Source organism: Sphingomonas sp. 22176 (genome assembly GCF_052045505.1).
Lineage (GTDB): Bacteria > Pseudomonadota > Alphaproteobacteria > Sphingomonadales > Sphingomonadaceae > Sphingomonas.
The window spans coordinates 194345-215278 of the sequence record NZ_JBQEPL010000002.1 but is presented as its reverse complement, the minus strand read 5'-3'; the positions used below and the strand labels follow the sequence as shown (position 1 = coordinate 215278).

Here is a 20934-nt window from a genome sequence, read left to right as displayed (position 1 = left end):
TGCTGCCGATATGCAGCCGAACGCCGTCCTCGAACGTTTCACCGCCGATGGGCTCCGCAAATCCGCTCGACCCGGCCCGTGCCGGCAGGATACACCCGCCCATGCCCACGAAACAGGAGTGCGTGTTCGTGAATCCGTATCTGCGTCTTGCCCTGCTTGCCACCCTGCCCGCGCTCGCCGCCGGCTGCACCTCCACCGGCGGCCATCCGCCGATCGACGTCACCCGCTATCATCTGAGCGAGCCGTTCGAGCGAACCACCGTATCCGTCGTGCCGATGACCGGCGCGATGGACGTCACCCCCGAATTCCGCGCCTATGCCGATGCGGTGCAGGCGGAGCTGAACAAGCTCGGCTATGTCCCCGCCACCAGCGATCGCCCGGCGGGCTATATCGCCTCGGTCTCGTTCACCCGCACCTCACGCGGCGTGGTCCGCGAGCAGTCGCCGGTATCGGTGGGCCTGGGCGGCGGCAGCTTCGGCGGCAACCGGGGCGGCGGCGGCGGCCTCGGCGGCAGCTTCTCCTTCGGCCTCGGCAAGCGCAAGACCAACGAGATCCTCGTCTCGCAGCTCTGGGTGCAGCTCCGCCGCCGCGCCGGCGAGAACGTGATCTGGGAAGGCCGCGCCGAGACCACCGGCGTGGGCATCAAGGACAACCAGCCCGCCGCTACCGCACAGCGACTCGCCGCTGCGCTGTTCAAGGACTTCCCCGGCGAGTCCGGCATCACTACGACGGTAAAATGAGCATCCAGATCAGCGCCGCGTTCGACAGCGGCAACATCCGCGTGGTCGCCATCGAAGGCGACCGGGTCGACTGCGAGATCGTCCTCGATCACCAGTCGGACTTCTTCCAGTGGTTCCACTTCCGCGTCGCCGGCGCGAAGGGGCGGACGCTGACCTTCCGCATCCTCAATGCGGGCAGCTCGGCCTACCCCTTCGGCTGGCCGGGCTACAAGGCGCGCTGGTCGGCCGACCGCGAATCGTGGCGGATGACCGATACGGACTATGCCGGCGGCATCCTCAGCTTCACCCACCACTTCCAGACGGACCTCACCTGGTTCGCCTATTTCGCGCCCTATTCGATGGAGCGGCACCACGACCTGGTCAGCGGCATCGCGCTGCAGGACGGGGTGACCCACCGCCAGCTAGGCGAGACGCTGGACGGCCAGCCGATCGACTGCCTCAGCATGGGCGAGGGCCCGAAGCAGGTCTGGCTCTATGCCCGCCAGCATCCGGGCGAGAGCATGGCCGAATGGTGGATGGAAGGCGCGCTGGAGTTCCTCACCGATGAGGACAATGCGGTGGCACAGGCGCTCCGCAGCAAGGCCACCTTCCACTGCGTGCCCAACATGAACCCGGACGGCTCGCGCCGCGGCCATCTGCGCACCAACGCGGCCGGGGTGAACCTCAATCGCGAATGGCACACGCCGACGCCGGAGCGCAGCCCGGAAGTGCTCGCGGTCCGCAATGCGATGGACGAAACCGGCGTGCATTTCGCCATGGACGTCCACGGCGACGAGGCGATCCCGGCCAACTTCCTCGCCGGCTTCGAAGGCATCCCGAGCTGGACCGACGAACTCGGCGAGAAATTCTATGAATTCGGCCGTCGCCTGGCGGCGCACACCCCCGATTTCCAGACCGAGCTCGGCTATGACAAGTCGCCGCCGGGCAAGGCCAATCTCGCCATGTCGACCAACCAGCTCGCCGAGCGGTTCGGGGCGGTGTCGATGACGCTGGAAATGCCATTCAAGGACCATGACGCGAACGCCGACCCCGAGTTCGGCTGGTCGCCGATCCGCAGCAAGCTGCTCGCCCATGCCTGCCTCGAGACGCTGGCCGGGATGATCGACACGCTGTGATCACGATCCGGGAAGGCGGGCTGGACGAGCCGCAGGTGCAGGATCTCCTGCGCCTGCACGCCTCGGGCATGCTCGCCAACTCGCCGGCCGAGAGCTGCCACTTTCTCGACCTGTCGGGCCTCCAGGCGGCGGACGTCACCTTCTGGAGCGCGTGGGAGGCCGAGGATCTGCTCGGCATGGGCGCGCTCAAGCAGCTGGATGCGACGCACGGCGAAGTGAAGTCGATGCGCACCGTGCCGGCGCAGCTCGGCAAGGGCGTCGGCGCAGCGATGCTGGAGCATATCCTCGCCACCGCCAGAGCGCGGGGGCTGACGCGGCTGAGCCTGGAGACGGGCACCGCGCCCGCGTTCGAACCGGCCCTCCGGCTCTACGCGCGCTACGGCTTCGTGCCCTGCCCGCCCTTCGGCAGTTATGCGGAAGATCCGCATAGTCGTTTTCTCACATTGGCGCTGTAACGGCGCAGGCCTCGTTCCTGCTGCCGCCGTAAACCGCACGGCATTTTTCTCTCCACCTTGAGGGAAGGCTTGTTCACGCGGCGGCAAAGTCTGAGGCTGGGACTTACCTGCCATTCCCGGCGGAGCGACGGCTGTCGGAAGGAACAGACATTACAGCCGAGCAAAGCAGCGGCCTGTCGAGCCCTCGCAGGGAAGCGGTCGTTCAACAGGATTTGGGATGCTGGCCCCGGGAGTACCCGTGCGGCTGTCCAGCTACGCGTTAAGCCTTCCGCCTTGCCAGCACGCCGAGGGCAAGGAGGCTGGCAATTGCCATAGCCGGCATGCCGATCAGCCAGAAGCGGTCATCTGCCGTCAGGTCCCACGGCGCTCCGCTGCAGCTCGTTGCACCGGGGGCGTAGCCGCAGGCTAGTTGGACGAGATACCCATAGACGAGCATCGCGCACACGCCCGTCAGCGCCGCAAGCGCGAAAAGGACATTGGATAGCACGCGCATCATCCCGTCGATCGTCCTGGCTCACCTCCGCGAGCGACATACCCTACGGGAGGCCCACGCCTCTAGCCGATCCGTAGCGACGTGCAATCGGGGCCGCCGCAAGGTATCTCGCGGCAGAGTGAGGCAAAATGGTCTGCAGGTCCGCGCCAGATGCGGTGGCGTTCGGCCTTGCCAACGGCGCAGAAACCCGCTGTCTGCCGGACCTGTCCCGCGACAAGGAGAAGGATGCTGTTCATTCGTGCAGTCTTGGTCAGCGCAGCCGCGGTGACCTTAGGCGCGGCGACGCCGCCCCATCAGGTCGCCGCCCAGGCAAGTGCGAAGCGGATGCCCCTTGTGCCGCTGAGCGACGCGGACGAGCAGTCGACGCAGGAGACAGGCTGCACGTTTACGTTCACGGGGGCAGGCCACGACTATCTCCAGCTTGTCGGCAGCGAGCTCATGCTCCGAGATCCGCAGGGCTTACGCGCGTGTCGGTTGACCGAGAAAGAGGGCGAGGGCCTGGAGACAGGACGGGGCACCGCTTCCTGTTCCGGGTACCGTCTGCACATTCAGGCCATCGGCCGCGTCACATCGAACGCAGCGACAGATAGCAGCGGCGGTCGCGCGGTTCTTACGGTGGATCACGGCGGCGTTGCCATCAGCATGCGGGGCATGTGGGGCGTTGCTTGCTGAACCCTATTGCCATCTTGCAAGACGGACGTTGTTCCGATCGCCATGTGTGATCCCACTTCATCCGCATCGGATGCTGTTCAAGAACGTTCCCTCGCCGGCCAAGGAGGTTTGAATGCGTACATGTTATCGCAAGCTCATGGTCGGGGTCGCGCTTGGAACTGCGTCTGTTGGCAGTCTGCAGGCACAGGATCTGCCTTCCGATGAACAGCTTCAAAGGGCATTTGGCGCGACCTACAATCGCTTAGGCCTTATTGAATATTGCGCTGCCAACGGCTTCGCGAACACAGGCGATGTGGCGAACGCGCGGAGGATCGTGGCTGCGACCTTGAGCGGAATGACTGCCACGCCCGCCGCGCTTGCGCAGCAAGAGGTTGGCCGGCGCGGCACCATTGTCGGTCCGCAGGTTATCGGGTTGATGAACCCGGCTGATCCTGCGCATCCCGAGGAGGTCCGCGAGGGCCAGACGATATCGCTCGCCGAGAATGCCCGGGCACAGAAACTGTCTGAACGCACGCTCTGCAAGCAGATGACCGAACAAGCATCCGCTGCCGTTGGAGCTGCCGAACGGTAGGCGACCGCCCAGCGACGCGGGGCTGATCATTCCGCCTGCCTTGAACAGCAGGCCGACCCCTGCGGTACGACGCTATGTCCCGTGTTCGGGTACGCTGCTCTGCGGATTGAGAGCGCCCATGTCGCCACTTTCTGTGCCGTCCACAGGGTCTATCCAGCACTTGACCAGCCGAGGCTTGTCGGTGTTGGCTCGCGACGGTGTCTCCCGTGCCGCGTTGGCCTGCGTTGCCGAAGCAACGCTGCACGGCTGGCCAGGCGGACCGCCGCAACGAGCCACCCTGCTCAATCGGGTTACGGCGCGACATCGCAAATTCCCGAAATCACGGTTCTACGCCTGTTTTTAGCGGTGGCTGCGCGGCTTTCGATCTACCCATGAATGCGGGAATGGCGGATGCCAGCAAGAGCAGCCGTGTGAGCGCGGATCGGCGAACGTCTCGAGGTGGTCGGCAGGCGCCTTGCCGGCGGCCCTCAAGAACCGGCAGCTTTCGCGTCTGCAGTCCAACAGCGGACGGGCCGCCCCCACGTCCGGCCGTTCGCGACGATCATCGGTCGCACCTCCGAACGCTGCAGCGCCGTCTTGCGGCATCAGCGATGTTCCCCATATGTACCCACCCCGCTTTTGGGCGGGCGCTCTTTGACCCCGCTGGCGATGCTTTCCTGCGCGCGAGGCGATGCGCCTTGCGCTCTGCCGGTTTCGGCGAGCGGTACGCGCTGAATGTTCACGGGCCTAAACTTCCTAAACTTAGCGCCCCCGCGCCAGCCCACCGAGAGACCCGCTGAAACGCGCGCAAGCCTAAACTTTCGCAACTTCGGTCGCTGGCCGCCGCCCTGGCGCGGCCGTTTTCCCCAGCTATCGGTCAGCTGAGGGGGCCTCCAAAGCAGGGGCTTGTCGATCGCCATCGGCTTCCACGCGGAATCAAGACCCGCGCAACTCCGTGGCCTTCCCGCTTAGTGCGGTCAGTGGCATAACCGGCGCATGCCGTTCCGCCCCCTGCTCGCCCTGCTGGCGCTGGTCGCCGCCCCGTTGCTTGCCACGCCAGGCAAGGAGGTCGTCCGCGAGGAGCGGCACGTTACCGTCGGCGGCGTGCAGGAAGTGTGGCGGCTGGTTTGGCGTGGCGCGCCGCGGGACGATGCGACGTGCGGTCCCCAGGATCCCGAGATGGCGATCACCTGCCCGTGCAGCGGCGTCGCCTATGCGCAGCGCGGAGACCTGGTGCTGGAACGGCAGCGCCCCGGTACAGCGCCCGAACGGATGGCGCTGGCGCCGCTGTTCGCCGGGTCCGAGATGCTTTCCAACGAGGACGGCCCCGCCGCCGTCCTGCCGCGCTGGCCGATGGGCGACGATGATGTCTCGAAGGAGGTCACGCCCAAGGCGATCCGCGCCCGCCCCGCGGTCCCGATCCTCAAGCTCGCCGACTATGACCATGACGGCGTCGCCGGCGAGTTTCTGCTGCAGATCGATGCGCTGCCTTGCGGCAAGCAGCTGATGGTGGCGGTCGGCACCTCGCGCGCCCATCCCGGCCTCCACGCGCTGACCAGCGCCGAGCATCCCGAGCGCCCGCTGGCCCTCTATCACTGGCAATGGGAGGCGCTCGCCCGCAACCCGCGCCCGGCCGAACTCGCCGACTGGCCCTGCGGCGATCATGGCGCCGAGGAGGAAACCACGCTGGCCCTCCGTGCCGACCGCGGTGCGATCCATGCGACGCGGGTCACCGCCACCTGCCCCGACGAGTCGCAAGGGAACGGCCACACCCGCTATGCGAAGAAAGTGCTCGGGCGGGAGGTCCTGTGACCGGGCGCCGCATGGCGGGACGGGCTCGGCGGGCGGGCACCGAACCCGCAGTCGACGGCACAGGCCCCGTGGCCATGACCCTTGACCAACTCGGCCCGCGCCTGTGCATCCTGGGCCCGTCGAACAGCGGCAAGTCCACCTTGGCCGTCGCGATCGCCGCCGCGCGTGGGCTAACGCCGATCCATCTCGACCAGCTCCACCATTTTCCCGACACCGACTGGGTCCCCCGCCCGGCCGACGACTTCGCCGCGCTGCACGACGCGGCGATCCCCGGCGACAGCTGGGTGATGGAGGGAAACTATACCCGGCTGCTGCCGCAACGCCTGGCGCGGGCAACCGGCGTGCTGCTGCTCGACGTGCCAACCTCGGTCAGCCTCTATCGCTATGTCCGGCGCTGCTGGTTCGAGCGCGAGCGCCGCGGTGCGCTCACTGGCGGGCGGGACAGCGTGAAATGGGACATGCTCCACCACATCGCCATCGCCACCCGCGCCAATCGCGTGCGCTATCGGCGGATGTTCGAAGACATCACGCTGCCCAAGGCCATGCTCGCCTCGCCGCGGGCCATTGCCGACTTCTACCGCCGCAACGATCTGCGCCGATAAGCCGGCCGCTCGAAGACGGACTTTTGAAGATCCGGCCCTCGAAGAACAAGCCCCCGCCCCTCAGGCGAATAGCGACAGGGTCCCGCTCTCCAGCGCTTCGGGGATGGTCAGCCGATCGCCGCGGCTGACCTCGTGGGTGGTCGGCGCCGGCACCAGGTTCCACGGCGTCACCACCGCGTCGCACCAGGCGGTGAACAGGCCCGACGACCAGGACCGCAGGCTTTCTTCCACTTCCGGCAGCACCGCTGCCATGGCGTTCGGTTCGCAGTGCATCGTCATCATTCCCGCTCCTCAGCGTGCGTGATTCCGTGTTTTTCCCGAGTCTCCCGACTATACCACCAGCGCGCCAAGGATGCACGATTGTGCAATCGTTTAATCTGCACCCATTCCCGCAGCGAAGGCGATTCTGAGCGCTTCGGACAGGCTCTTGGCGCCCAGTTTCGCCATCACATTGGCGCGGTGCACTTCAACGGTGCGCGCCGAGATGCCGAGATCATAGGCGATGGTCTTGTTCGGGTATCCCTGCGCCAGCCCCTCCAGCACCTCGCGCTCGCGCACCGTCAGCGCGCCGAGCAGCGTTTCGGCATCCGCGGCACGCGTCTTCACGTCTTCGGCCGCCTCCAGCCGCTCGAAGCCGCGGCTGATCGCGTCGATCAGCGCGGTGCCCGACATCGGCTTTTCGAGGAAGTCGATCGCCCCCGCCTTCATCGCCTTCACCGCCAGCGAGACGTCGCCGTGCCCGGTCAGCACGATCACCGGCAGCGCGATGCCGCGCGCATGGAGTTCCTGCTGCACCTCCAGCCCGTCCATCTCGGGCATGCGCACGTCGAGCAGCACGCAGCCGGGCTCGACATGCCGCACCTCCTTGAGGAAGGCGATGCCCGAGGGCCAGGTCTGCACGGCAAAGCCATGGGTCTTGAGCATGAAGCTAGCGGAACGGCGGACGCCATCCTCGTCGTCGACGATGTGGACGAGGCGCTTGTCGGTCACGGGGTATTCCCTTCTTCTACATGGACGAGGGTGAAGTGGAAGCAGCTGCCGCCGCCCTCGCGCGGCTCCAGCCAGATGCGGCCGCCATTCGCCTCGACGATGGTGCGGCAGATCGAGAGGCCGAGGCCCATCCCCTCGGCCTTGGTGCTGTGGAAGGCGCGGAACAAGTCCTCGGCGACTTCAGCGGCGACGCCGGGGCCGGTATCCGCCACCGTCACCCGCGCGAAACCGGGCGATTCGAGCCGGCTGGAGACGGTCAGCCGCCGTTCGGGCGCATCCCCCATCGCCTCGATGGCGTTGCGCATCAGGTTGATCAGCACCTGCTGGATCTGGATGCGATCCACCAGCACCGGGCTCACCGCCGGATCGAACAGAAACTCTGCCACCACACCCTTCTCGCGCGCGCCGATCAGCGCCAGCTTGCAGGCCTCGTCGACCAGATCTGGGATCTGCTCGACGCTCTTCTCCACCTCGCCCCGCGCGACGAATTCGCGCAGCCGCCGGACGATGGTGCCCGCCCGCAGCGCTTCCTGCGCGGTGTCGTCGAGCGCCTCGCGGATCATCGGCAGATCCTCGGGATCGCCCGCGTCGATCAGGTTGGAGACCCCGTTCACATAGTTCACCACCGCGGTGATCGGCTGGTTGAGCTCGTGCGCCAAGGTCGACGCCATGGTGCCCATCGCGCTCACCCGCGCGGCATGGATCAGGCCCGAGCGCAGCTCCTCGATCCGCTGCTCGGCGCGCTGCTTGTCGCTCAGATCGCGGATGAAGCCGGTGAAGACCCGCTCGCCATCGGTCATCGCCTCGCCGACCGAGAGTTCGATCGGGAAGGTCGACCCGTCGCGGCGGCGCCCGGTCACCATGCGGCCGGTGCCGATGATCCGCCGCTCGCCGGTGTCCAGATAGCGGCGGATATAGCCGTCGTGCCGCGCTCCGTCGCCCGAGGGCATCAGCAGGCTTACATTGGCGCCGACCACCTCGTCCTCGGCATAGCCGAACATTCGCTCGGCGGCAGCGCTGAACGACACGATGTTGCCGCGCTCGTCGATGATCACCATCGCGTCGAGCACCGTCGCCAGGATCGAGCGGAGATGGTTGGCGGCGGCGCTGGCCTGGCGCTCGCTGGCGCGCTGCTCGGTGATGTCGCGGATCACCTTGCCGAAGCCGCGCAGCAGCCCGTCCGGGCCGCGCAAGGGCGTGATCAGCACCTGCGCCAAGAACTCGCTGCCGTCCTTGCGCAGCCGCCAGTCCTCTTCCTCCAGTTTGCCGTCGCGCAGCGCCGTGTCGAGATCGGCGCGCGGCTTGCCCGCCGCGACGGCCGAGGCCGGGTAGAACAGGGCCATGTCGCGGCCGAGCACGTCGTCCTCGCGCCAGCCCTTCAGCCGCTCGGCGCCTTCGTTCCAGAAGGAGACGCGGCCGTTGGGATCGACGGTGTAGATCGCATAGCCGACCGCGCCGTCGATCAGCAGGTTGAGTTCGGCGGCGAGTTCGTCGGCGCGATCGGCCCGCCTGCGGGCATCGGCCTCCTCGGTGCGCAGACGGCGGCGCAGCGCGCGGCTATAGGAAGCGAGCAGGAGGATCGCCGCCGCCCAGGCGAACAGCACGCCGACCAGCACATAGCGCTCCCCGCGCGAGACCAGCGGCGCCAGCGCCAGCCCGGAGACGAGCAGGAGCAGCGTCGCCATCGCCTCGGGCATGCGCCGCCGCAGACGATCGCCCAGCGTCACCGGCACGGGCATGTCGAACGGCAGCAGCGGAACGTTCATCGCGCGAGCGCGCCGAGCAACTCGAGTCGGCCAACAGGCTTCTTCACCACGCCGGCGAACCCGGCAGCGCGGGCCTCATCGTCCAGCTCGGCGTGGCTCTGGCCGATCAGGATCGCCCGCCCCTTCCAGCCGCGCAGGGCCAGATGGCGGACGAGGTGGATGGCATCGCCGTCGGACAGTTCGCGCGCGATCAGCAGCGTGCGAATCTGGTCGATCGTGGCTTCCGCCATCGCCGCGGCAGCCGAGGCGAAGGCGCGAACCTCCATCCCGCAGCCCTGCAGCAGCAATTGCAGCGCGCGGCGCGAATCGTCCTGCGAATCGACCAGCAGCACGCGCTCGCGCACGCCCCGGGCCGGCATGGGGACGCCCTCCTTCACGCGCGCACTCCGGGCGGCGTGGGGGGCAAGGCAAGGCAGACGCTGAAACGCATGGAGCCAAAATATGCAGCGCCAACCTACAACGTCATGCGGATTGGTACGTATTGCCGCTCGGTTCAGCGCGAATAGCGTTCCTCGGCCCAGGGATCGCCGCGCAGGTGATAGCCGTTCACTTCCCAGAAGCCCGGCCGATCGCGCCCGATCACCTCGATGCGCGAGATCCACTTGGCGCTCTTCCAGAAATAAAGGTGCGGCACCACCAGCCGCGCCGGGCCGCCATGGTCGCGGTGGAGCGGCTTGCCCTCCCAGCGGTGCGCGATCAGCGCGTCGGGCGCGGCGAAATCGGCGAGCAGGAGGTTGGTGGTATAGCCGTCATAGCCGTGGAGCATCACCGCTTCGGCCTCGTCGCGCGGCTCTACCATCTCGAGCAGCCGCGCCGTGGCGATGCCCGCCCAGCGATTGTCGTAGCGCGACCAGCTGGTGACGCAGTGGATGTCGCTCGTCCGCTCGTCGGTCGCCAACGCCTCGAAGGCGGGCCAGTCGAGCGTCATCGGGCGGGCGACCATGCCGTCGATGGTGAGCCGCCAGCGCTCGGGCCGCACCTCGGGCTGGCGGCCAAGATCGAGCACCGGCCAGTTGGTGACGAGGTGCTGGCCGGGCGGCAGTCGCTCCGTCTCGGGGCGCGACGTACGGCCGGTGAGGAACTTGCCCGCCTCGGCCCAGGCGCGCTTGGATCGGGTAAGCTTGCTGTCCTCGTCCATCGGCGCTTCCCCTCTCAAGCCGGCTTCCGCTCGCCAGCGATGGTCGGCAATAGCTCGGACACGGTCGGATGGATATGCACCGCGTGCGCGAGATCGGTAGCCGTACCCTGCTTCACCATCAGGTCGAGCACGCCGTGGATCGCCTCGTCGCCGCTGGTGCCGAGGATCGCGCCGCCGAGGATCCTGCCGCTGTCCGCGTCGCTCACCAGCTTCATGAAGCCGAGCGTTTCGTCCTTCTCCACCGCCCGGCCCACCCGCGTCATCGGCCGCTTGCCAACTTCGATGCGGTGGCCCGCCTTCTTCGCTTCCACCTCGCCCATGCCGACGCGGCCGAGCGGGGGATCGATATAGAGCGCATAGGCGGGGATGCGATCGGTCACCTTGCGGTCGGCGCCGTCGAGCAGGTTGTCGGCGACGATCTCGAAATCGTTATACGCGGTATGGGTGAAGGCGCCGCGGCCGTTGCAGTCGCCCATTGCCCAGATGTGCGCGACATTGGTTCGCAGCCGATCGTCGACCTGGACATAGCCGCGCGCGTCGGTTGCCACGCCAGCCGCATCCAGCCCCAGATCGTCGGTGTTGGGCGTGCGCCCCACTGCCAGCAGCACATGGCTGCCGAGCACTTCGGGGCTGCCCTCATGGCAGTCGACCCCGACCAGCACGTCGTCGCCCTGGGATGCGAAGCGGATGCATTCGGCGCCGGTGCGGATCGCGATGCCTTCCGCCTCCAGGATATCGCGCACCGCGTCGGAGATTTCGGGATCCTCGCGGCCGATCAGCTTGGGGCCCTTCTCGACGATCGTCACCTCGGCGCCGAAGCGGCGGAACATCTGGCCGAACTCCAGCCCGATATAGCTGCCGCCGACCACCACCAGATGGCGCGGCACTGCATCGAGCTTGAGGATCGTGCTGTTGGTGAGGAACGGCACGTCCTCCACGCCCGGCATCTCCGGCACCAGCGCGCGGCCGCCCACGTTGAGGAAGATGCGGTCCGCCTCCAACACCTCATCGCCAACGCGTACGCGATGCGGCGATTCGAATTTCGCTTGGCCGAAGAAGAGCGTGCAGTGCGCCATCCCGTCAATCCAGCTTTGCAGCGACGCGCGAGAATCCGCGGAAATCTTGTCCGCCCGCGACCGCACTTTAGCGAAATCGATGCCGACCTCGCCGCCGATGGTCACGCCGAAATCGGCGGCCCGCCTTGCCATGTGCGCGGCATAGGCGCTGGCGACTAGCGTCTTGGTCGGCTTGCAACCGGTATTGACGCAGGTGCCGCCGAGCAGGTGCCGCTCGACCAGCGCCACCGACATGCCGGCGTCGCTAAGCCGCCCGGCAAGCGGTGTCCCCGCCTGCCCTGCGCCGATCACGATGGCGTCGAACTTGCGGCTCATAGCGAGGCTGCCACGAACGCCGCCACGCCGATGGCCGCGAGATCCTCGACCAGCGCGGCGGGAAGATCGGTGCCGAACGCCCGGCACAGCCCCATGCGGGCCGCATAGCCGCCGAAGGTGCCGATCACCGCGCCGATGATGCCGGCGGCAAGGCACAGCGGCAGCGAGCTCGCCGCCAATCCGATCGCCGCGCCGCACAGCGCACCCGAAATCGTCCGGCCGATGAACCCCGGCGGCGACTTGCGGCTGGGCGTGGTCGGCAGCTTGTCCGCGACATATTCACCGATGGCCAGCGCGGTGAAGATCCACGGTGTACCCCACCAGCCCAGCCAGCCGAGCCACGTCCCCTGCAGCGGCAGCCAGCCGGCATAGGCCGCCCAGGATATCGCCATCGGCGCGGTCATGGTGCGCATGCCGGCGACGATGCCGATCAACAGCGCGAGGACGAGGGGCGGCATCGGCAGGTCTCCCAGTAGCGGCACCCACCCAGCGCCTTTCTGCGCGTCTGCGCAACTGGACGAGGGTATGGTCCCGCCGCCAACGAAACGGACCGCAACGGGTTGCAAGCGGCCACCGATTGAAGGATCAGGCGACCCAACCAAGCCCTACAGGAGAACCCGGCCATGAAGACCCGCGCCGCCGTCGCCTTCGAAGCGAAGAAGCAGCTGGAGATCGTCGAACTCGATCTGGAGGGCCCCAAGCCCGGCGAAGTGCTGGTCGAGATCATGGCCACCGGCCTGTGCCACACCGATGCCTACACGCTGGACGGCCTCGATTCGGAAGGCCTGTTCCCCTCGGTGCTCGGCCATGAAGGTGCCGGCATCGTCCGCGAGGTGGGCGCCGGCGTCACCAGCGTGAAGCCGGGCGACCATGTGATCCCGCTCTACACGCCGGAATGCCGGCAGTGTAAGTCGTGCCTCTCCGGCAAGACCAACCTGTGCACCGCAATCCGCGCCACCCAGGGCAAGGGACTGATGCCCGACGGCACCACCCGCTTCAGCTACAAGGGCCAGCCGATCTTCCATTACATGGGCTGCTCGACCTTCTCCAACTTCACCGTGCTGCCCGAGATCGCGGTGGCGAAGATCCGCGAGGACGCCCCCTTCCAGACCAGCTGCTATATCGGCTGCGGCGTCACCACCGGCGTCGGCGCGGTGGTCAACACCGCCAAGGTGCAGGTGGGCGAGACGGTCGTGGTGTTCGGCCTGGGCGGCATCGGCCTCAACGTGATCCAGGGCGCACGCCTCGCGGGTGCGGGCCAGATCATCGGCATCGACGTCAACCCGGACCGCGAGGAATGGGGCCGCAAGTTCGGCATGACCCACTTCCTCAACACCAAGGGCATGTCGCGCGAACAGGTGGTCGCCAAGGTGGTGGAGCTGACCGACGGCGGCGCCGACTACAGCTTCGACGCGACCGGGAATACCGAGGTGATGCGCACCGCGCTCGAATGCTGCCATCGCGGCTGGGGCGAATCGATCATCATCGGCGTGGCCGAGGCGGGCAAGGAAATCGCCACCCGCCCGTTCCAGCTGGTCACCGGTCGCGTCTGGAAGGGCACCGCGTTCGGCGGCGCCAAGGGCCGGACCGACGTGCCGAAGATCGTCGACTGGTACATGAACGGCAAGATCGCGATCGACCCGATGATCACCCACATCCTGACGCTGGAAGAGATCAACAAGGGCTTCGACCTGATGCATGCGGGCGAGAGCATCCGCAGCGTCGTCGTCTACTGAGAAGAGGACAAGCGATGTTCACCCATGTGATGCTCGGCGCCGACGATATCGACGCTGCCAAGACCTTCTACGATGCGACGCTGGGCGTGCTTGGCGTGGGCGAAGGCCTGATCGACGAGAAGGGCCGGATCGCCTACGCCCATAGCGGCGGCCGCCTGCTGATCACCAAGCCGATCAACGGCGAGCCGGCAAGCTGCGCCAATGGCGGCACGATCGGCTTCTTCGCCGCGTCGGCCGATCTGGTCGATGCATGGCAGGCGGCTGGCGTTGCGCATGGCGGCACCGTGATCGAAGACCCGGCCGGCATCCGCAACGCTACCGGCGGGCGCCAGCTCTACCTCGCCTATCTGCGCGACCCCTCCGGCAACAAGCTCTGCGCCGTCCACCCGGTCCGTGCCTGATGGAGACGCTCTCGACCAACCAGGCGTTCGGCGGGGTGCAGGACGTGTATCGCCATGCCTCCGCCGCGACGGGCACGCCGATGACCTTCTCGGTCTTCGTCCCGCCGCATGCCGAGGGCGCGAAGCTGCCGGTGCTCTGGTATCTTTCGGGCCTCACCTGCACCCACGCCAATGTCACCGAGAAGGGCGAATATCGCCGCGCCTGCGCCGAAGCGGGGGTGATCTTCGTGGCACCCGACACCTCCCCGCGCGGCGAAGGCGTGGCCGATGTGCCGGACTATGATTTCGGCCAGGGCGCCGGCTTCTATGTCGACGCGACCGAGGCACCCTGGGCAGCGCATTTCCACATGCGGAGCTATATCGAGGACGAGCTGCCGGCGCTGCTCGCCGCCGAGTTCCCGATGGCCGACCTGACCCGACAGGGGATCACCGGCCATTCGATGGGTGGCCACGGCGCGCTGACCATCGCCTTGCGCAATCCCGAGCGTTTCCGCAGCGTCTCGGCCTTCGCGCCGATTGTCGCGCCTGCCCAGGTCGCCTGGGGGCAGAAGGCGCTGGGCGGCTATCTCGGCGATAATCCCGCGGCATGGCGCACCCATGACGCCGTCGCGCTGATCGAGGACGGCGCGCGCCTGCCCGAGCTGCTGGTCGACCAGGGTGATTCCGACAACTTCCTCGCCGAGCAGCTCCGCCCGCAGCTGCTGGCCAATGCCTGCGCCGCCACCGGCATCCCGCTGACGCTGCGGCTCCAGCCGGGCTACGACCACAGCTATTATTTCGTATCGACCTTCCTCGCCGACCATGTCGCCTGGCATGCCGCGCGGCTGAAAGCGTGATATAAGACCAGCACACCGACGCCGCACGACGCGGTGCCGGTCCATTCGGGGGAGTTTTCCGGCGTGAAGTTGAAGTCGCTGTTCGCCGTCGCCGCCGCGCCGCTTGCGCTGTTGTTCAGCCCGCTCGCCTTCGGCCAGGCGGCACCGGCGGCCGCTGCGCCCGCCGTGCAGAACCGCCCGGCCGATCCGGCACTCTGGGTGGTCAAGGATGCCGACACCACCATCTATCTGTTCGGCACCGTGCACGTCCTGCAGCCCGGGCTCAGCTGGTTCGATTCGGCAGTGAAGACGGCGTTCGACAAGAGCGACACGCTGGTGCTCGAACTGATCGAACCCGATCCCGCCGCGATGCAGGCGCTGCTGGTGAAGACCGCGATGGCGCCGGCGGGCGCCAAGCCGATCGCCGAGCAGCTGCCCGCCGACAAGCGCGACGCCTATCTGAAGGCGATGGCCGATATTGGCGTGCCCCCTGCGGCGTTCGACATGCTCCAGCCCTGGGTGGCGGGCATCACGCTCAGCGTCGCGGGCCTGCCCAAGCTCGGCTATGATCCGGCGAGCGGCGCGGAGAAGGTGCTGACCGCGGCGGCGAAGGACGCCGACAAGCCGGTGATCGGGCTGGAAACCGCCGAGCAGCAGCTCGGCTATTTCTCCAGCATGCCGCAGGCGCTGCAGCTCGCCTTCCTCACCTCGGCGGTGGACGATTACCCCAAGCTCGGCACCGAGCTCGGCAAGATGATCGACCAATGGGCCGCCGGCGATCCCGAGGCGCTAGGCGCGACGATGAACGAAGGCATGCGCGACACGCCCGAACTCGCCCGCATCTTGCTGACCGAACGCAATGCGCGCTGGGCGAAATGGATCGAGGCACGGCTCCAAACGCCCGGAACGGTGTTCTTGGCGGTAGGTGCCGGCCATCTCGCCGGCAACGACAGTGTCCAGGCGTTCCTCGCGAAGGATCAGGTCAAGGCGGAGCGCATCCGCTACTGACGATCCGCGGGGCGCGCGTCCTCTTCGAAGCGGCGCCCTGCCGCATGCATCTTGGAGCAATTCGCATGGCATCGAATCCCCGTCCCCTGATCGGCCTGCTCGCGGGCGTGACCGCCGGCCTGGTCGCCTCGGCCGCGATGGCCGCGTTCCAGAATCAGGCGAGCAAGCTGATCCCCAAGGAGGACCAGAGCGACGGCGATCCGGCAACGGTGAAGGCCGCCGATGTGGTGGTCGAGGCGACGACGGGCGACAAGGTGCCCGAGAAGTATCGCGAAGCCTCGGGCCAGGCGGTGCATTACATCGTCGGCGGCGTGCTGGGCGGCATCTACGGGCTGATCACGGAGTATCGGCCGGAAGCGGCGTCGGGCTTCGGCGGCGCATATGGCGTGGTTACCTCCGCGCTGCTGGATGAAGGTGCCGTCCCGGCGCTGGGACTGGGCAGCGGGCCCGCCGAGACGCCAGCTTCGATCCATGCCTATGGCGCAGCATCGCACCTCGTCTACGGCATGGTGCTGGAAGGCGTGCGGCGGATCATCGCCGGCGCGCGGTAACCCCCCGCCTCCCCCACGAGCCGTCGTCCCCGCATCGGCGGGGATGACATAGGTTTACCAAGGCTCGCCGTCCACTTCACGGACGGCGCAACCGCCTTGCGCGAACCCCTTATTGCTATACCCTCCCGGGTTGCGGACGAGACCGGATACACCCGGCGTGCGCCGCGACCCGCAATTGCAGGGGAGGATGTCACTCTATGACGATCGTCTATTTCGCCATCGTCTGCGGCCTGATCGCCGTGGCCTATGGCTTCATCACCAGCCAGCAGGTGCTGCGTGCGCCAGCCGGCAACGCCAAGATGCAGGATATCGCCGCCGCGATCCAGGAAGGCGCCAAGGCCTATCTGACGCGGCAATATACCGCCATCGCCGTGGTCGGCGTCGTGGTCGGAATCGTGCTGTTCCTCACGCTGGGGCTGATCCCCACCATCGGTTTCCTGATCGGCGCGATCCTGTCCGGCGTGGCCGGCTTCGTCGGCATGAACATCTCGGTCCGCGCCAATGTGCGCACCGCCGAGGCGGCGCGCGGCAGCCTGCAGGGCGGGCTCACCCTCGCCTTCCGCTCCGGTGCGATCACCGGCATGCTGGTAGCGGGCCTGGGCCTGCTCTCGATCGCGGTGCTGTTCTGGTATCTGGTGGACATGGCGCACCATGCGCCGGGCGATCGCATCGTCGTGCTCACCCTGTCGACGCTCGCCTTCGGCGCATCGCTGATCTCGATCTTCGCGCGGCTCGGCGGAGGCATCTTCACCAAGGCCGCCGATGTCGGCGCCGATCTGGTCGGCAAGGTGGAAGCCGGCATCCCGGAAGACGACCCCCGCAACCCGGCGGTGATCGCGGATAACGTCGGCGACAATGTCGGCGACTGCGCCGGCATGGCAGCCGATCTGTTCGAGACGTACGTAGTGACGCTGGGCCTCACCATGGTCACCATCGCACTGCTGCTGCGCGGCGTCGATGAGGCGCTGCTCACCCGGCTGATGGCGCTGCCGCTGCTCGTCGGCGGCGTGTGCATCATCACCTCGATCCTCGGCACCTATATGGTGCGGCTGGGCGCCAACCAGTCGATCATGGGCGCGCTCTACAAGGGCTTCTGGGCCACCGTGATCCTCTCGGTCCCGGCGATCTACGGCGTCACCCACTATGTGCTGGGCGGCCGGATGCAGGATTCGATCGCCTCGCTCGGCGAGCCCTCGGCGCTGCTCGATGGCAGTTCGGTGTCGGCCGATGCCGTGGCCGCCGCCGCCGCAATGCCGACCGTTACCGGCATGGGCCTGTTCTGGTGCATGATGATCGGCCTGGCGGTCACCGGCCTGCTGGTGTGGATCACCGAATATTACACCGGCACCAACTTCCGCCCGGTCAAATCGATCGCCAAGGCATCCGTGACCGGCCATGGCACCAACGTCATCCAGGGCCTTGCGATCAGCCTCGAGTCGACTGCGCTGCCGACACTGGTGATCGTCGTCGCGGTGATCGCGACCTATCAGATTGCGGGCATCCTCGGCGTGGCATTCGCCGCAACCTCACTGCTGGCGCTGGCCGGCATGGTGGTAGCACTCGACGCTTATGGTCCGGTGACCGACAATGCCGGCGGCATCGCCGAAATGGCCGGCCTTGACGACGAGGTCCGCCACAAGACCGACGCGCTCGACGCGGTGGGCAACACCACCAAAGCAGTGACCAAGGGCTATGCGATCGGATCGGCCGCACTCGCCGCGCTGGTGCTGTTCGGCGCCTACACCACCGATCTCGACCATTATCACGACGCGCTGGGGCTGACCGGGCCGGTCAACTTCTCGCTCTCCAACCCGTACATCATCGTCGGGCTGCTGCTCGGCGCGCTGCTCCCCTATCTGTTCGGCGCGTTCGGCATGACCGCGGTCGGCCGGGCGGCGGGATCCGTGGTGGAAGACGTCCGCGCCCAGTTCCGCGACAATCCCGGCATCATGGCAGGCACCAGCCGGCCCAACTATGCCCGCACGGTGGACATCGTCACCAAGGCAGCGATCCGCGAGATGATCATCCCCTCGCTGCTGCCGGTGCTGAGCCCGATCCTCGTCTATTTCCTGATCGCCGCAGTGGCGGGCAAGGAGCAGGGCTTCGCCACGGTGGGCGCGATGCTGCTGGGCGTGATCGTCTCCGGCCTGTTCGTCGCGATCTCGATGACCAGCGGCGGCGGCGCCTGGGACAATGCGAAAAAATACATCGAGGACGGCAATTACGGCGGTAAGGGCAGCGATGCCCACAAGGCCGCGGTTACCGGCGACACGGTCGGCGATCCGTACAAGGACACGGCGGGCCCGGCGGTGAATCCGATGATCAAGATCACCAACATCGTCGCGCTGCTGCTGCTCGCGGCGCTGGCTGGCGGCGGCACGCACTGACCTGAAATCCCCCTCCCGCTTGCGGGAGGGGTTAGGGGAGGGTGTGTAAGGTTCGCGGGCGACACCTTTGCAGAAAGAACCTCCACGTCGCCCCCTCCCCCAACCCCTCCCGCAAGCGGGAGGGGAGATTAGTGCCTCCTTGCCTTCCCGCTCCCATCTCCCCACATCCCACACGAAGACGCGCGCCCGTGCTGCGCCGCCTTCCCTTTTTCCTTCCAGCGCTGTAAGGGCGACGCACTTTTACGCGCGCTAATCCCTGAGAGGCATTTTTTGGCCAAAGAAGAACTGCTTGAAATGCGTGGACAGGTTGTGGAGCTTCTCCCCAACGCCATGTTCCGCGTCCGGCTCGAGAACGACCATGAGATTCTCGGCCACACCGCCGGCAAGATGCGCAAGAACCGCATCCGCGTGCTGGTCGGCGACGAGGTGCTCGTCGAGCTGACCCCGTACGACCTGACCAAGGGCCGCATCACCTACCGCTTCAAGTAAGCGGGTGCCGCCCATGCGGCTCGTGCTCGCTTCCACTTCGCCGCGACGGCTCGATCTGCTCACCCGGATCGGCGCCGCGCCCGATCGCGTCGCTGCGCCGGACGTGGACGAGGATGTCCGCGCCGGCGAGCTGCCGCGACCCTATGTGCTGCGCGTCGCCACCGCCAAGGCGCATGCGGTCGAGCGTGCCGCGGACGAGATCGTCCTCGCCGGCGACACCACCATCGCGGTCGGCCGCCGCATCCTCGGCAAGCCCGCGGACGAAGCCGATCTGCGCCGGATGCTGGCGCTGCTCTCCGGCCGCCGCCACCATTGCCTGTCAGCGCTCTGCGTGATCGGCACCGACGGGAAAGCGCGCACCCGCGTCTCCGACACCGTCGTCGCGTTCAAGCGCCTGAGCGACGCCGACATCGACTGGTATGTCGCCAGCGGCGAAGGCATGGGCAAAGCCGGCGGCTATGCCATCCAGGGCAAGGCCGAGGCCTTCGTGCGCTTCCTGTCCGGCAGCCATTCGGGCGTAGTCGGCCTGCCGGTGTTCGAGGCACGCGCGCTGCTCGCCGCTGCCGGCTATCCCCTTGGCTGAGTGGCTGTACGAGGCGGGGATCGGCGAGAACCGCGCCGCCCTCGTTTCGCGTGGGCTGATCTGGAAGGCGCGGATCGAGCTGGCGGGCACCCGCCCCCACGTCGGTGCGATCTGCGCGGCACGGCTCGCCGACAAGTCCACCGGCAAGGTGACGCTCGACCAGGGCGGCGAGGCGCTGTGCGACCCCCTCCCCAAGGGCATCACTCAAGGCGCGCCGCTGCGCGTGAAGATCGTCCGCGAGGCAATCCCCGAACCAGGTCGCGCCAAGCTCCCCAAGGCCGTCCCAGCGCCCCCTGAGGCGCCGCTGGGCGACGGACCGGACCTGCTCGCCCGGATCACCGCCACCGACCATCCGGTGCGCCTCTTGCGCCCCCACGAGGCCGATGCGCTGGAGGAGGCTGGCTGGTCCGAACTGCTCGACGAGGCCTATACCGGCGAGATCGTATTTCCCGGCGGCGCGCTGCGCATGTCCCCCACCCCCGCGATGACGCTGTTCGATGTCGACGGCTCCGGCCCGCTCGAGCCGCTGTCGATCGCCGCCGCCCATGCCGTCGCCCGCGCGATCGAGCGATTCGGCATCGGCGGCTCGATCGGCATCGACTTCCCGACGCTCAGCAACAAGAACGCGCGCAATGCGGTGGCCGAGGCGATCGACGCCGCGCTGCCCCAGCCGTTCGAGCGCACCGCGGTGAACGGCTTCGGCTTTCTCCAGATCGTCCGCCGCCGCACGAGACCTTCGCTGCCGGAGCTGCTCCACGCCGATCCCGTCGGCGCCGCCGCCCGCGCCGAGCTGCGCCGGCTCGAGCGCCTTCCCCAACCGGTGCCGGCCACCCATATGGTGGATGCCCGAATCGCCCGCCGCCTGGCGCGCGAGCCCGACTGGACCGAAACGCTGGCCCGCCGCATGGGTGGCGCGGTCCAGTTCGTGACCCCCAAGGAGTGACCCCCATGCCCCGCGACGCCTGCCCGATCTGCGGCAAGCCCGGCACTGCCGAGTTCAAGCCCTTCTGCAGCCGCGGCTGTAAGGATCGCGACCTGCTGCAATGGCTGGGCGAAGGCTACCGCGTGCCCGGCGAGCCGGCGCAAACAAATCTGCAATCGGGGCTGGACAGCGACGAATTCCCCGACTAACAGGCGCGCTCCCCGGCGGTTCCGCCGGTGTGCCCGGGTAGCTCAGTTGGTAGAGCATGCGACTGAAAATCGCAGTGTCGGCGGTTCGACTCCGTCCCCGGGCACCATC

25 protein-coding genes and 1 tRNA gene are annotated in these 20934 nt (G+C 67.6%); 18 read left to right on the top strand and 8 right to left on the bottom strand.

Annotated features, from left to right (window positions below):
- The first annotated feature begins 101 nt into the window (after nt 1–101).
- Genes ACTJKY_RS08865 through ACTJKY_RS08855 form a run of 3 tightly spaced genes read left to right on the top strand, consistent with a single transcriptional unit; the run spans nt 102 to nt 2310 of the window.
- Entirely contained in the window at nt 102–740 is a 639-nt protein-coding gene (locus ACTJKY_RS08865) for a DUF4136 domain-containing protein (protein WP_440845516.1), read from the top strand.
- Nucleotides 737–1855, top strand: coding sequence for a M14 family metallopeptidase (locus ACTJKY_RS08860; protein WP_440845515.1), 1119 nt, complete (start codon nt 737–739; stop codon nt 1853–1855). The genes ACTJKY_RS08865 and ACTJKY_RS08860 overlap by 4 nt, the downstream gene beginning before the upstream one ends.
- Nucleotides 1852–2310 (top strand): GNAT family N-acetyltransferase, encoded by a 459-nt coding sequence (locus ACTJKY_RS08855; protein ID WP_440845514.1) that lies wholly within the window; start codon nt 1852–1854, stop codon nt 2308–2310. Before ACTJKY_RS08860 ends, ACTJKY_RS08855 begins: the two co-directional genes overlap by 4 nt.
- Before the next feature lie 259 nt (nt 2311–2569).
- Here the strand turns inward: ACTJKY_RS08855 and ACTJKY_RS08850 are convergent, their stop codons facing one another.
- Nucleotides 2570–2806, bottom strand: coding sequence for a hypothetical protein (locus ACTJKY_RS08850; RefSeq protein WP_440845513.1), 237 nt, complete (start codon nt 2804–2806; stop codon nt 2570–2572).
- Nucleotides 2807–3028: 222 nt separating this feature from the next.
- On the opposite strand from ACTJKY_RS08850, the gene ACTJKY_RS08845 reads away from it, so the two are divergent.
- The 4 genes from ACTJKY_RS08845 to ACTJKY_RS08830 all read left to right on the top strand — a co-directional run bounded on the left by ACTJKY_RS08845 (nt 3029) and on the right by ACTJKY_RS08830 (nt 6439).
- Complete coding sequence (locus ACTJKY_RS08845; RefSeq protein ID WP_440845512.1) at nt 3029–3475, top strand: hypothetical protein; 447 nt, start codon at nt 3029–3031, stop codon at nt 3473–3475.
- A gap of 112 nt (nt 3476–3587) precedes the next feature.
- Nucleotides 3588–4046, top strand: coding sequence for a hypothetical protein (locus ACTJKY_RS08840; RefSeq protein ID WP_440845511.1), 459 nt, complete (start codon nt 3588–3590; stop codon nt 4044–4046).
- Nucleotides 4047–5021: 975 nt separating this feature from the next.
- A complete protein-coding gene (locus tag ACTJKY_RS08835; protein ID WP_440845510.1) occupies nt 5022–5837 on the top strand; it encodes a hypothetical protein in 816 nt (271 codons plus the stop codon).
- A 74-nt stretch (nt 5838–5911) separates the two neighbouring features.
- Nucleotides 5912–6439, top strand: a complete 528-nt coding sequence (locus ACTJKY_RS08830) for an AAA family ATPase (RefSeq protein WP_440845509.1) — start codon at nt 5912–5914, stop codon at nt 6437–6439.
- 60 nt (nt 6440–6499) lie between these two features.
- Here ACTJKY_RS08830 and ACTJKY_RS08825 read toward each other — a convergent pair whose 3' ends face one another.
- From ACTJKY_RS08825 to ACTJKY_RS08795, 7 genes are all read right to left on the bottom strand, one after another.
- Nucleotides 6500–6721: a hypothetical protein gene (locus tag ACTJKY_RS08825; protein WP_440845508.1), complete on the bottom strand. Its 222-nt coding sequence runs from the start codon at nt 6719–6721 to the stop codon at nt 6500–6502.
- Between the two features lie 90 nt (nt 6722–6811).
- Nucleotides 6812–7429: a response regulator transcription factor gene (locus ACTJKY_RS08820; protein WP_440845507.1), complete on the bottom strand. Its 618-nt coding sequence runs from the start codon at nt 7427–7429 to the stop codon at nt 6812–6814.
- Entirely contained in the window at nt 7426–9195 is a 1770-nt protein-coding gene (locus ACTJKY_RS08815; RefSeq protein ID WP_440845506.1) for a PAS domain-containing sensor histidine kinase, read from the bottom strand. The genes ACTJKY_RS08820 and ACTJKY_RS08815 overlap by 4 nt, the downstream gene beginning before the upstream one ends.
- The gene (locus ACTJKY_RS08810; RefSeq protein ID WP_440845505.1) at nt 9192–9554 is read right to left on the bottom strand and encodes a response regulator; all 363 of its coding nucleotides are present in this window, start codon (nt 9552–9554) and stop codon (nt 9192–9194) included. The genes ACTJKY_RS08815 and ACTJKY_RS08810 overlap by 4 nt, the downstream gene beginning before the upstream one ends.
- A gap of 134 nt (nt 9555–9688) precedes the next feature.
- A complete protein-coding gene (locus tag ACTJKY_RS08805; protein WP_440845504.1) occupies nt 9689–10333 on the bottom strand; it encodes a sulfite oxidase-like oxidoreductase in 645 nt (214 codons plus the stop codon).
- Nucleotides 10334–10347: 14 nt separating this feature from the next.
- Entirely contained in the window at nt 10348–11724 is a 1377-nt protein-coding gene (locus tag ACTJKY_RS08800; RefSeq protein WP_440845503.1) for an FAD-containing oxidoreductase, read from the bottom strand.
- Nucleotides 11721–12182, bottom strand: a complete 462-nt coding sequence (locus ACTJKY_RS08795) for a DUF4126 domain-containing protein (protein ID WP_141987181.1) — start codon at nt 12180–12182, stop codon at nt 11721–11723. Before ACTJKY_RS08795 ends, ACTJKY_RS08800 begins: the two co-directional genes overlap by 4 nt.
- 165 nt (nt 12183–12347) lie before the next feature.
- Here ACTJKY_RS08795 and ACTJKY_RS08790 point away from each other — a divergent pair, with 165 nt between their 5' ends.
- From ACTJKY_RS08790 to ACTJKY_RS08740, 11 genes are all read left to right on the top strand, one after another.
- Nucleotides 12348–13460: an S-(hydroxymethyl)glutathione dehydrogenase/class III alcohol dehydrogenase gene (locus tag ACTJKY_RS08790; RefSeq protein WP_440845502.1), complete on the top strand. Its 1113-nt coding sequence runs from the start codon at nt 12348–12350 to the stop codon at nt 13458–13460.
- A 14-nt stretch (nt 13461–13474) separates the two neighbouring features.
- The gene (locus tag ACTJKY_RS08785; protein ID WP_440845501.1) at nt 13475–13861 is read left to right on the top strand and encodes a VOC family protein; all 387 of its coding nucleotides are present in this window, start codon (nt 13475–13477) and stop codon (nt 13859–13861) included.
- Nucleotides 13861–14697 carry an S-formylglutathione hydrolase gene (gene fghA / locus ACTJKY_RS08780; RefSeq protein ID WP_440845499.1) on the top strand — a complete coding sequence of 279 codons (837 nt, stop codon included), beginning with the start codon at nt 13861–13863 and terminating at the stop codon, nt 14695–14697. Before ACTJKY_RS08785 ends, fghA begins: the two co-directional genes overlap by 1 nt.
- A 63-nt stretch (nt 14698–14760) precedes the next feature.
- Entirely contained in the window at nt 14761–15684 is a 924-nt protein-coding gene (locus tag ACTJKY_RS08775; RefSeq protein WP_440845497.1) for a TraB/GumN family protein, read from the top strand.
- A gap of 65 nt (nt 15685–15749) precedes the next feature.
- Nucleotides 15750–16235: a DUF1440 domain-containing protein gene (locus ACTJKY_RS08770; RefSeq protein ID WP_440845496.1), complete on the top strand. Its 486-nt coding sequence runs from the start codon at nt 15750–15752 to the stop codon at nt 16233–16235.
- A 197-nt stretch (nt 16236–16432) separates the two neighbouring features.
- On the top strand, nt 16433–18622 hold the full coding sequence (locus ACTJKY_RS08765) for a sodium-translocating pyrophosphatase (protein WP_440845495.1): 2190 nt from the start codon (nt 16433–16435) through the stop codon (nt 18620–18622).
- A 270-nt stretch (nt 18623–18892) separates the two neighbouring features.
- Nucleotides 18893–19111, top strand: a complete 219-nt coding sequence (infA, locus tag ACTJKY_RS08760) for a translation initiation factor IF-1 (protein WP_003049127.1) — start codon at nt 18893–18895, stop codon at nt 19109–19111.
- Nucleotides 19112–19124: 13 nt separating this feature from the next.
- Complete coding sequence (locus ACTJKY_RS08755) at nt 19125–19694, top strand: Maf family protein (RefSeq protein ID WP_440845493.1); 570 nt, start codon at nt 19125–19127, stop codon at nt 19692–19694.
- Nucleotides 19687–20637 carry a ribonuclease gene (locus ACTJKY_RS08750; RefSeq protein ID WP_440845492.1) on the top strand — a complete coding sequence of 317 codons (951 nt, stop codon included), beginning with the start codon at nt 19687–19689 and terminating at the stop codon, nt 20635–20637. The genes ACTJKY_RS08755 and ACTJKY_RS08750 overlap by 8 nt, the downstream gene beginning before the upstream one ends.
- Nucleotides 20638–20642: 5 nt before the next feature.
- The gene (locus ACTJKY_RS08745) at nt 20643–20825 is read left to right on the top strand and encodes a DNA gyrase inhibitor YacG (protein WP_440845491.1); all 183 of its coding nucleotides are present in this window, start codon (nt 20643–20645) and stop codon (nt 20823–20825) included.
- Between the two features lie 31 nt (nt 20826–20856).
- Nucleotides 20857–20932: transfer RNA gene (locus tag ACTJKY_RS08740), tRNA-Phe, on the top strand.
- The last annotated feature ends 2 nt before the right edge of the window (nt 20933–20934 follow it).

Bases quoted from the DNA above. Each gene is read 5' to 3' on its own strand.
- ACTJKY_RS08865 (WP_440845516.1), top strand. From the start codon at position 102: ATGCCCACGAAACAGGAGTGCGTGTTCGTGAATCCGTATCTGCGTCTT.
- ACTJKY_RS08860 (WP_440845515.1), top strand. From the start codon at position 737: ATGAGCATCCAGATCAGCGCCGCGTTCGACAGCGGCAACATCCGCGTG.
- ACTJKY_RS08850 (WP_440845513.1), bottom strand. From the start codon at position 2,806: ATGATGCGCGTGCTATCCAATGTCCTTTTCGCGCTTGCGGCGCTGACG.
- ACTJKY_RS08845 (WP_440845512.1), top strand. From the start codon at position 3,029: ATGCTGTTCATTCGTGCAGTCTTGGTCAGCGCAGCCGCGGTGACCTTA.
- ACTJKY_RS08840 (WP_440845511.1), top strand. From the start codon at position 3,588: ATGCGTACATGTTATCGCAAGCTCATGGTCGGGGTCGCGCTTGGAACT.
- ACTJKY_RS08835 (WP_440845510.1), top strand. From the start codon at position 5,022: ATGCCGTTCCGCCCCCTGCTCGCCCTGCTGGCGCTGGTCGCCGCCCCG.
- ACTJKY_RS08830 (WP_440845509.1), top strand. From the start codon at position 5,912: ATGACCCTTGACCAACTCGGCCCGCGCCTGTGCATCCTGGGCCCGTCG.
- ACTJKY_RS08825 (WP_440845508.1), bottom strand. From the start codon at position 6,721: ATGATGACGATGCACTGCGAACCGAACGCCATGGCAGCGGTGCTGCCG.
- ACTJKY_RS08815 (WP_440845506.1), bottom strand. From the start codon at position 9,195: ATGAACGTTCCGCTGCTGCCGTTCGACATGCCCGTGCCGGTGACGCTG.
- ACTJKY_RS08810 (WP_440845505.1), bottom strand. From the start codon at position 9,554: ATGCCGGCCCGGGGCGTGCGCGAGCGCGTGCTGCTGGTCGATTCGCAG.
- ACTJKY_RS08805 (WP_440845504.1), bottom strand. From the start codon at position 10,333: ATGGACGAGGACAGCAAGCTTACCCGATCCAAGCGCGCCTGGGCCGAG.
- ACTJKY_RS08800 (WP_440845503.1), bottom strand. From the start codon at position 11,724: ATGAGCCGCAAGTTCGACGCCATCGTGATCGGCGCAGGGCAGGCGGGG.
- ACTJKY_RS08795 (WP_141987181.1), bottom strand. From the start codon at position 12,182: ATGCCGCCCCTCGTCCTCGCGCTGTTGATCGGCATCGTCGCCGGCATG.
- ACTJKY_RS08790 (WP_440845502.1), top strand. From the start codon at position 12,348: ATGAAGACCCGCGCCGCCGTCGCCTTCGAAGCGAAGAAGCAGCTGGAG.
- ACTJKY_RS08785 (WP_440845501.1), top strand. From the start codon at position 13,475: ATGTTCACCCATGTGATGCTCGGCGCCGACGATATCGACGCTGCCAAG.
- fghA (WP_440845499.1), top strand. From the start codon at position 13,861: ATGGAGACGCTCTCGACCAACCAGGCGTTCGGCGGGGTGCAGGACGTG.
- ACTJKY_RS08770 (WP_440845496.1), top strand. From the start codon at position 15,750: ATGGCATCGAATCCCCGTCCCCTGATCGGCCTGCTCGCGGGCGTGACC.
- ACTJKY_RS08765 (WP_440845495.1), top strand. From the start codon at position 16,433: ATGACGATCGTCTATTTCGCCATCGTCTGCGGCCTGATCGCCGTGGCC.
- ACTJKY_RS08755 (WP_440845493.1), top strand. From the start codon at position 19,125: ATGCGGCTCGTGCTCGCTTCCACTTCGCCGCGACGGCTCGATCTGCTC.
- ACTJKY_RS08745 (WP_440845491.1), top strand. From the start codon at position 20,643: ATGCCCCGCGACGCCTGCCCGATCTGCGGCAAGCCCGGCACTGCCGAG.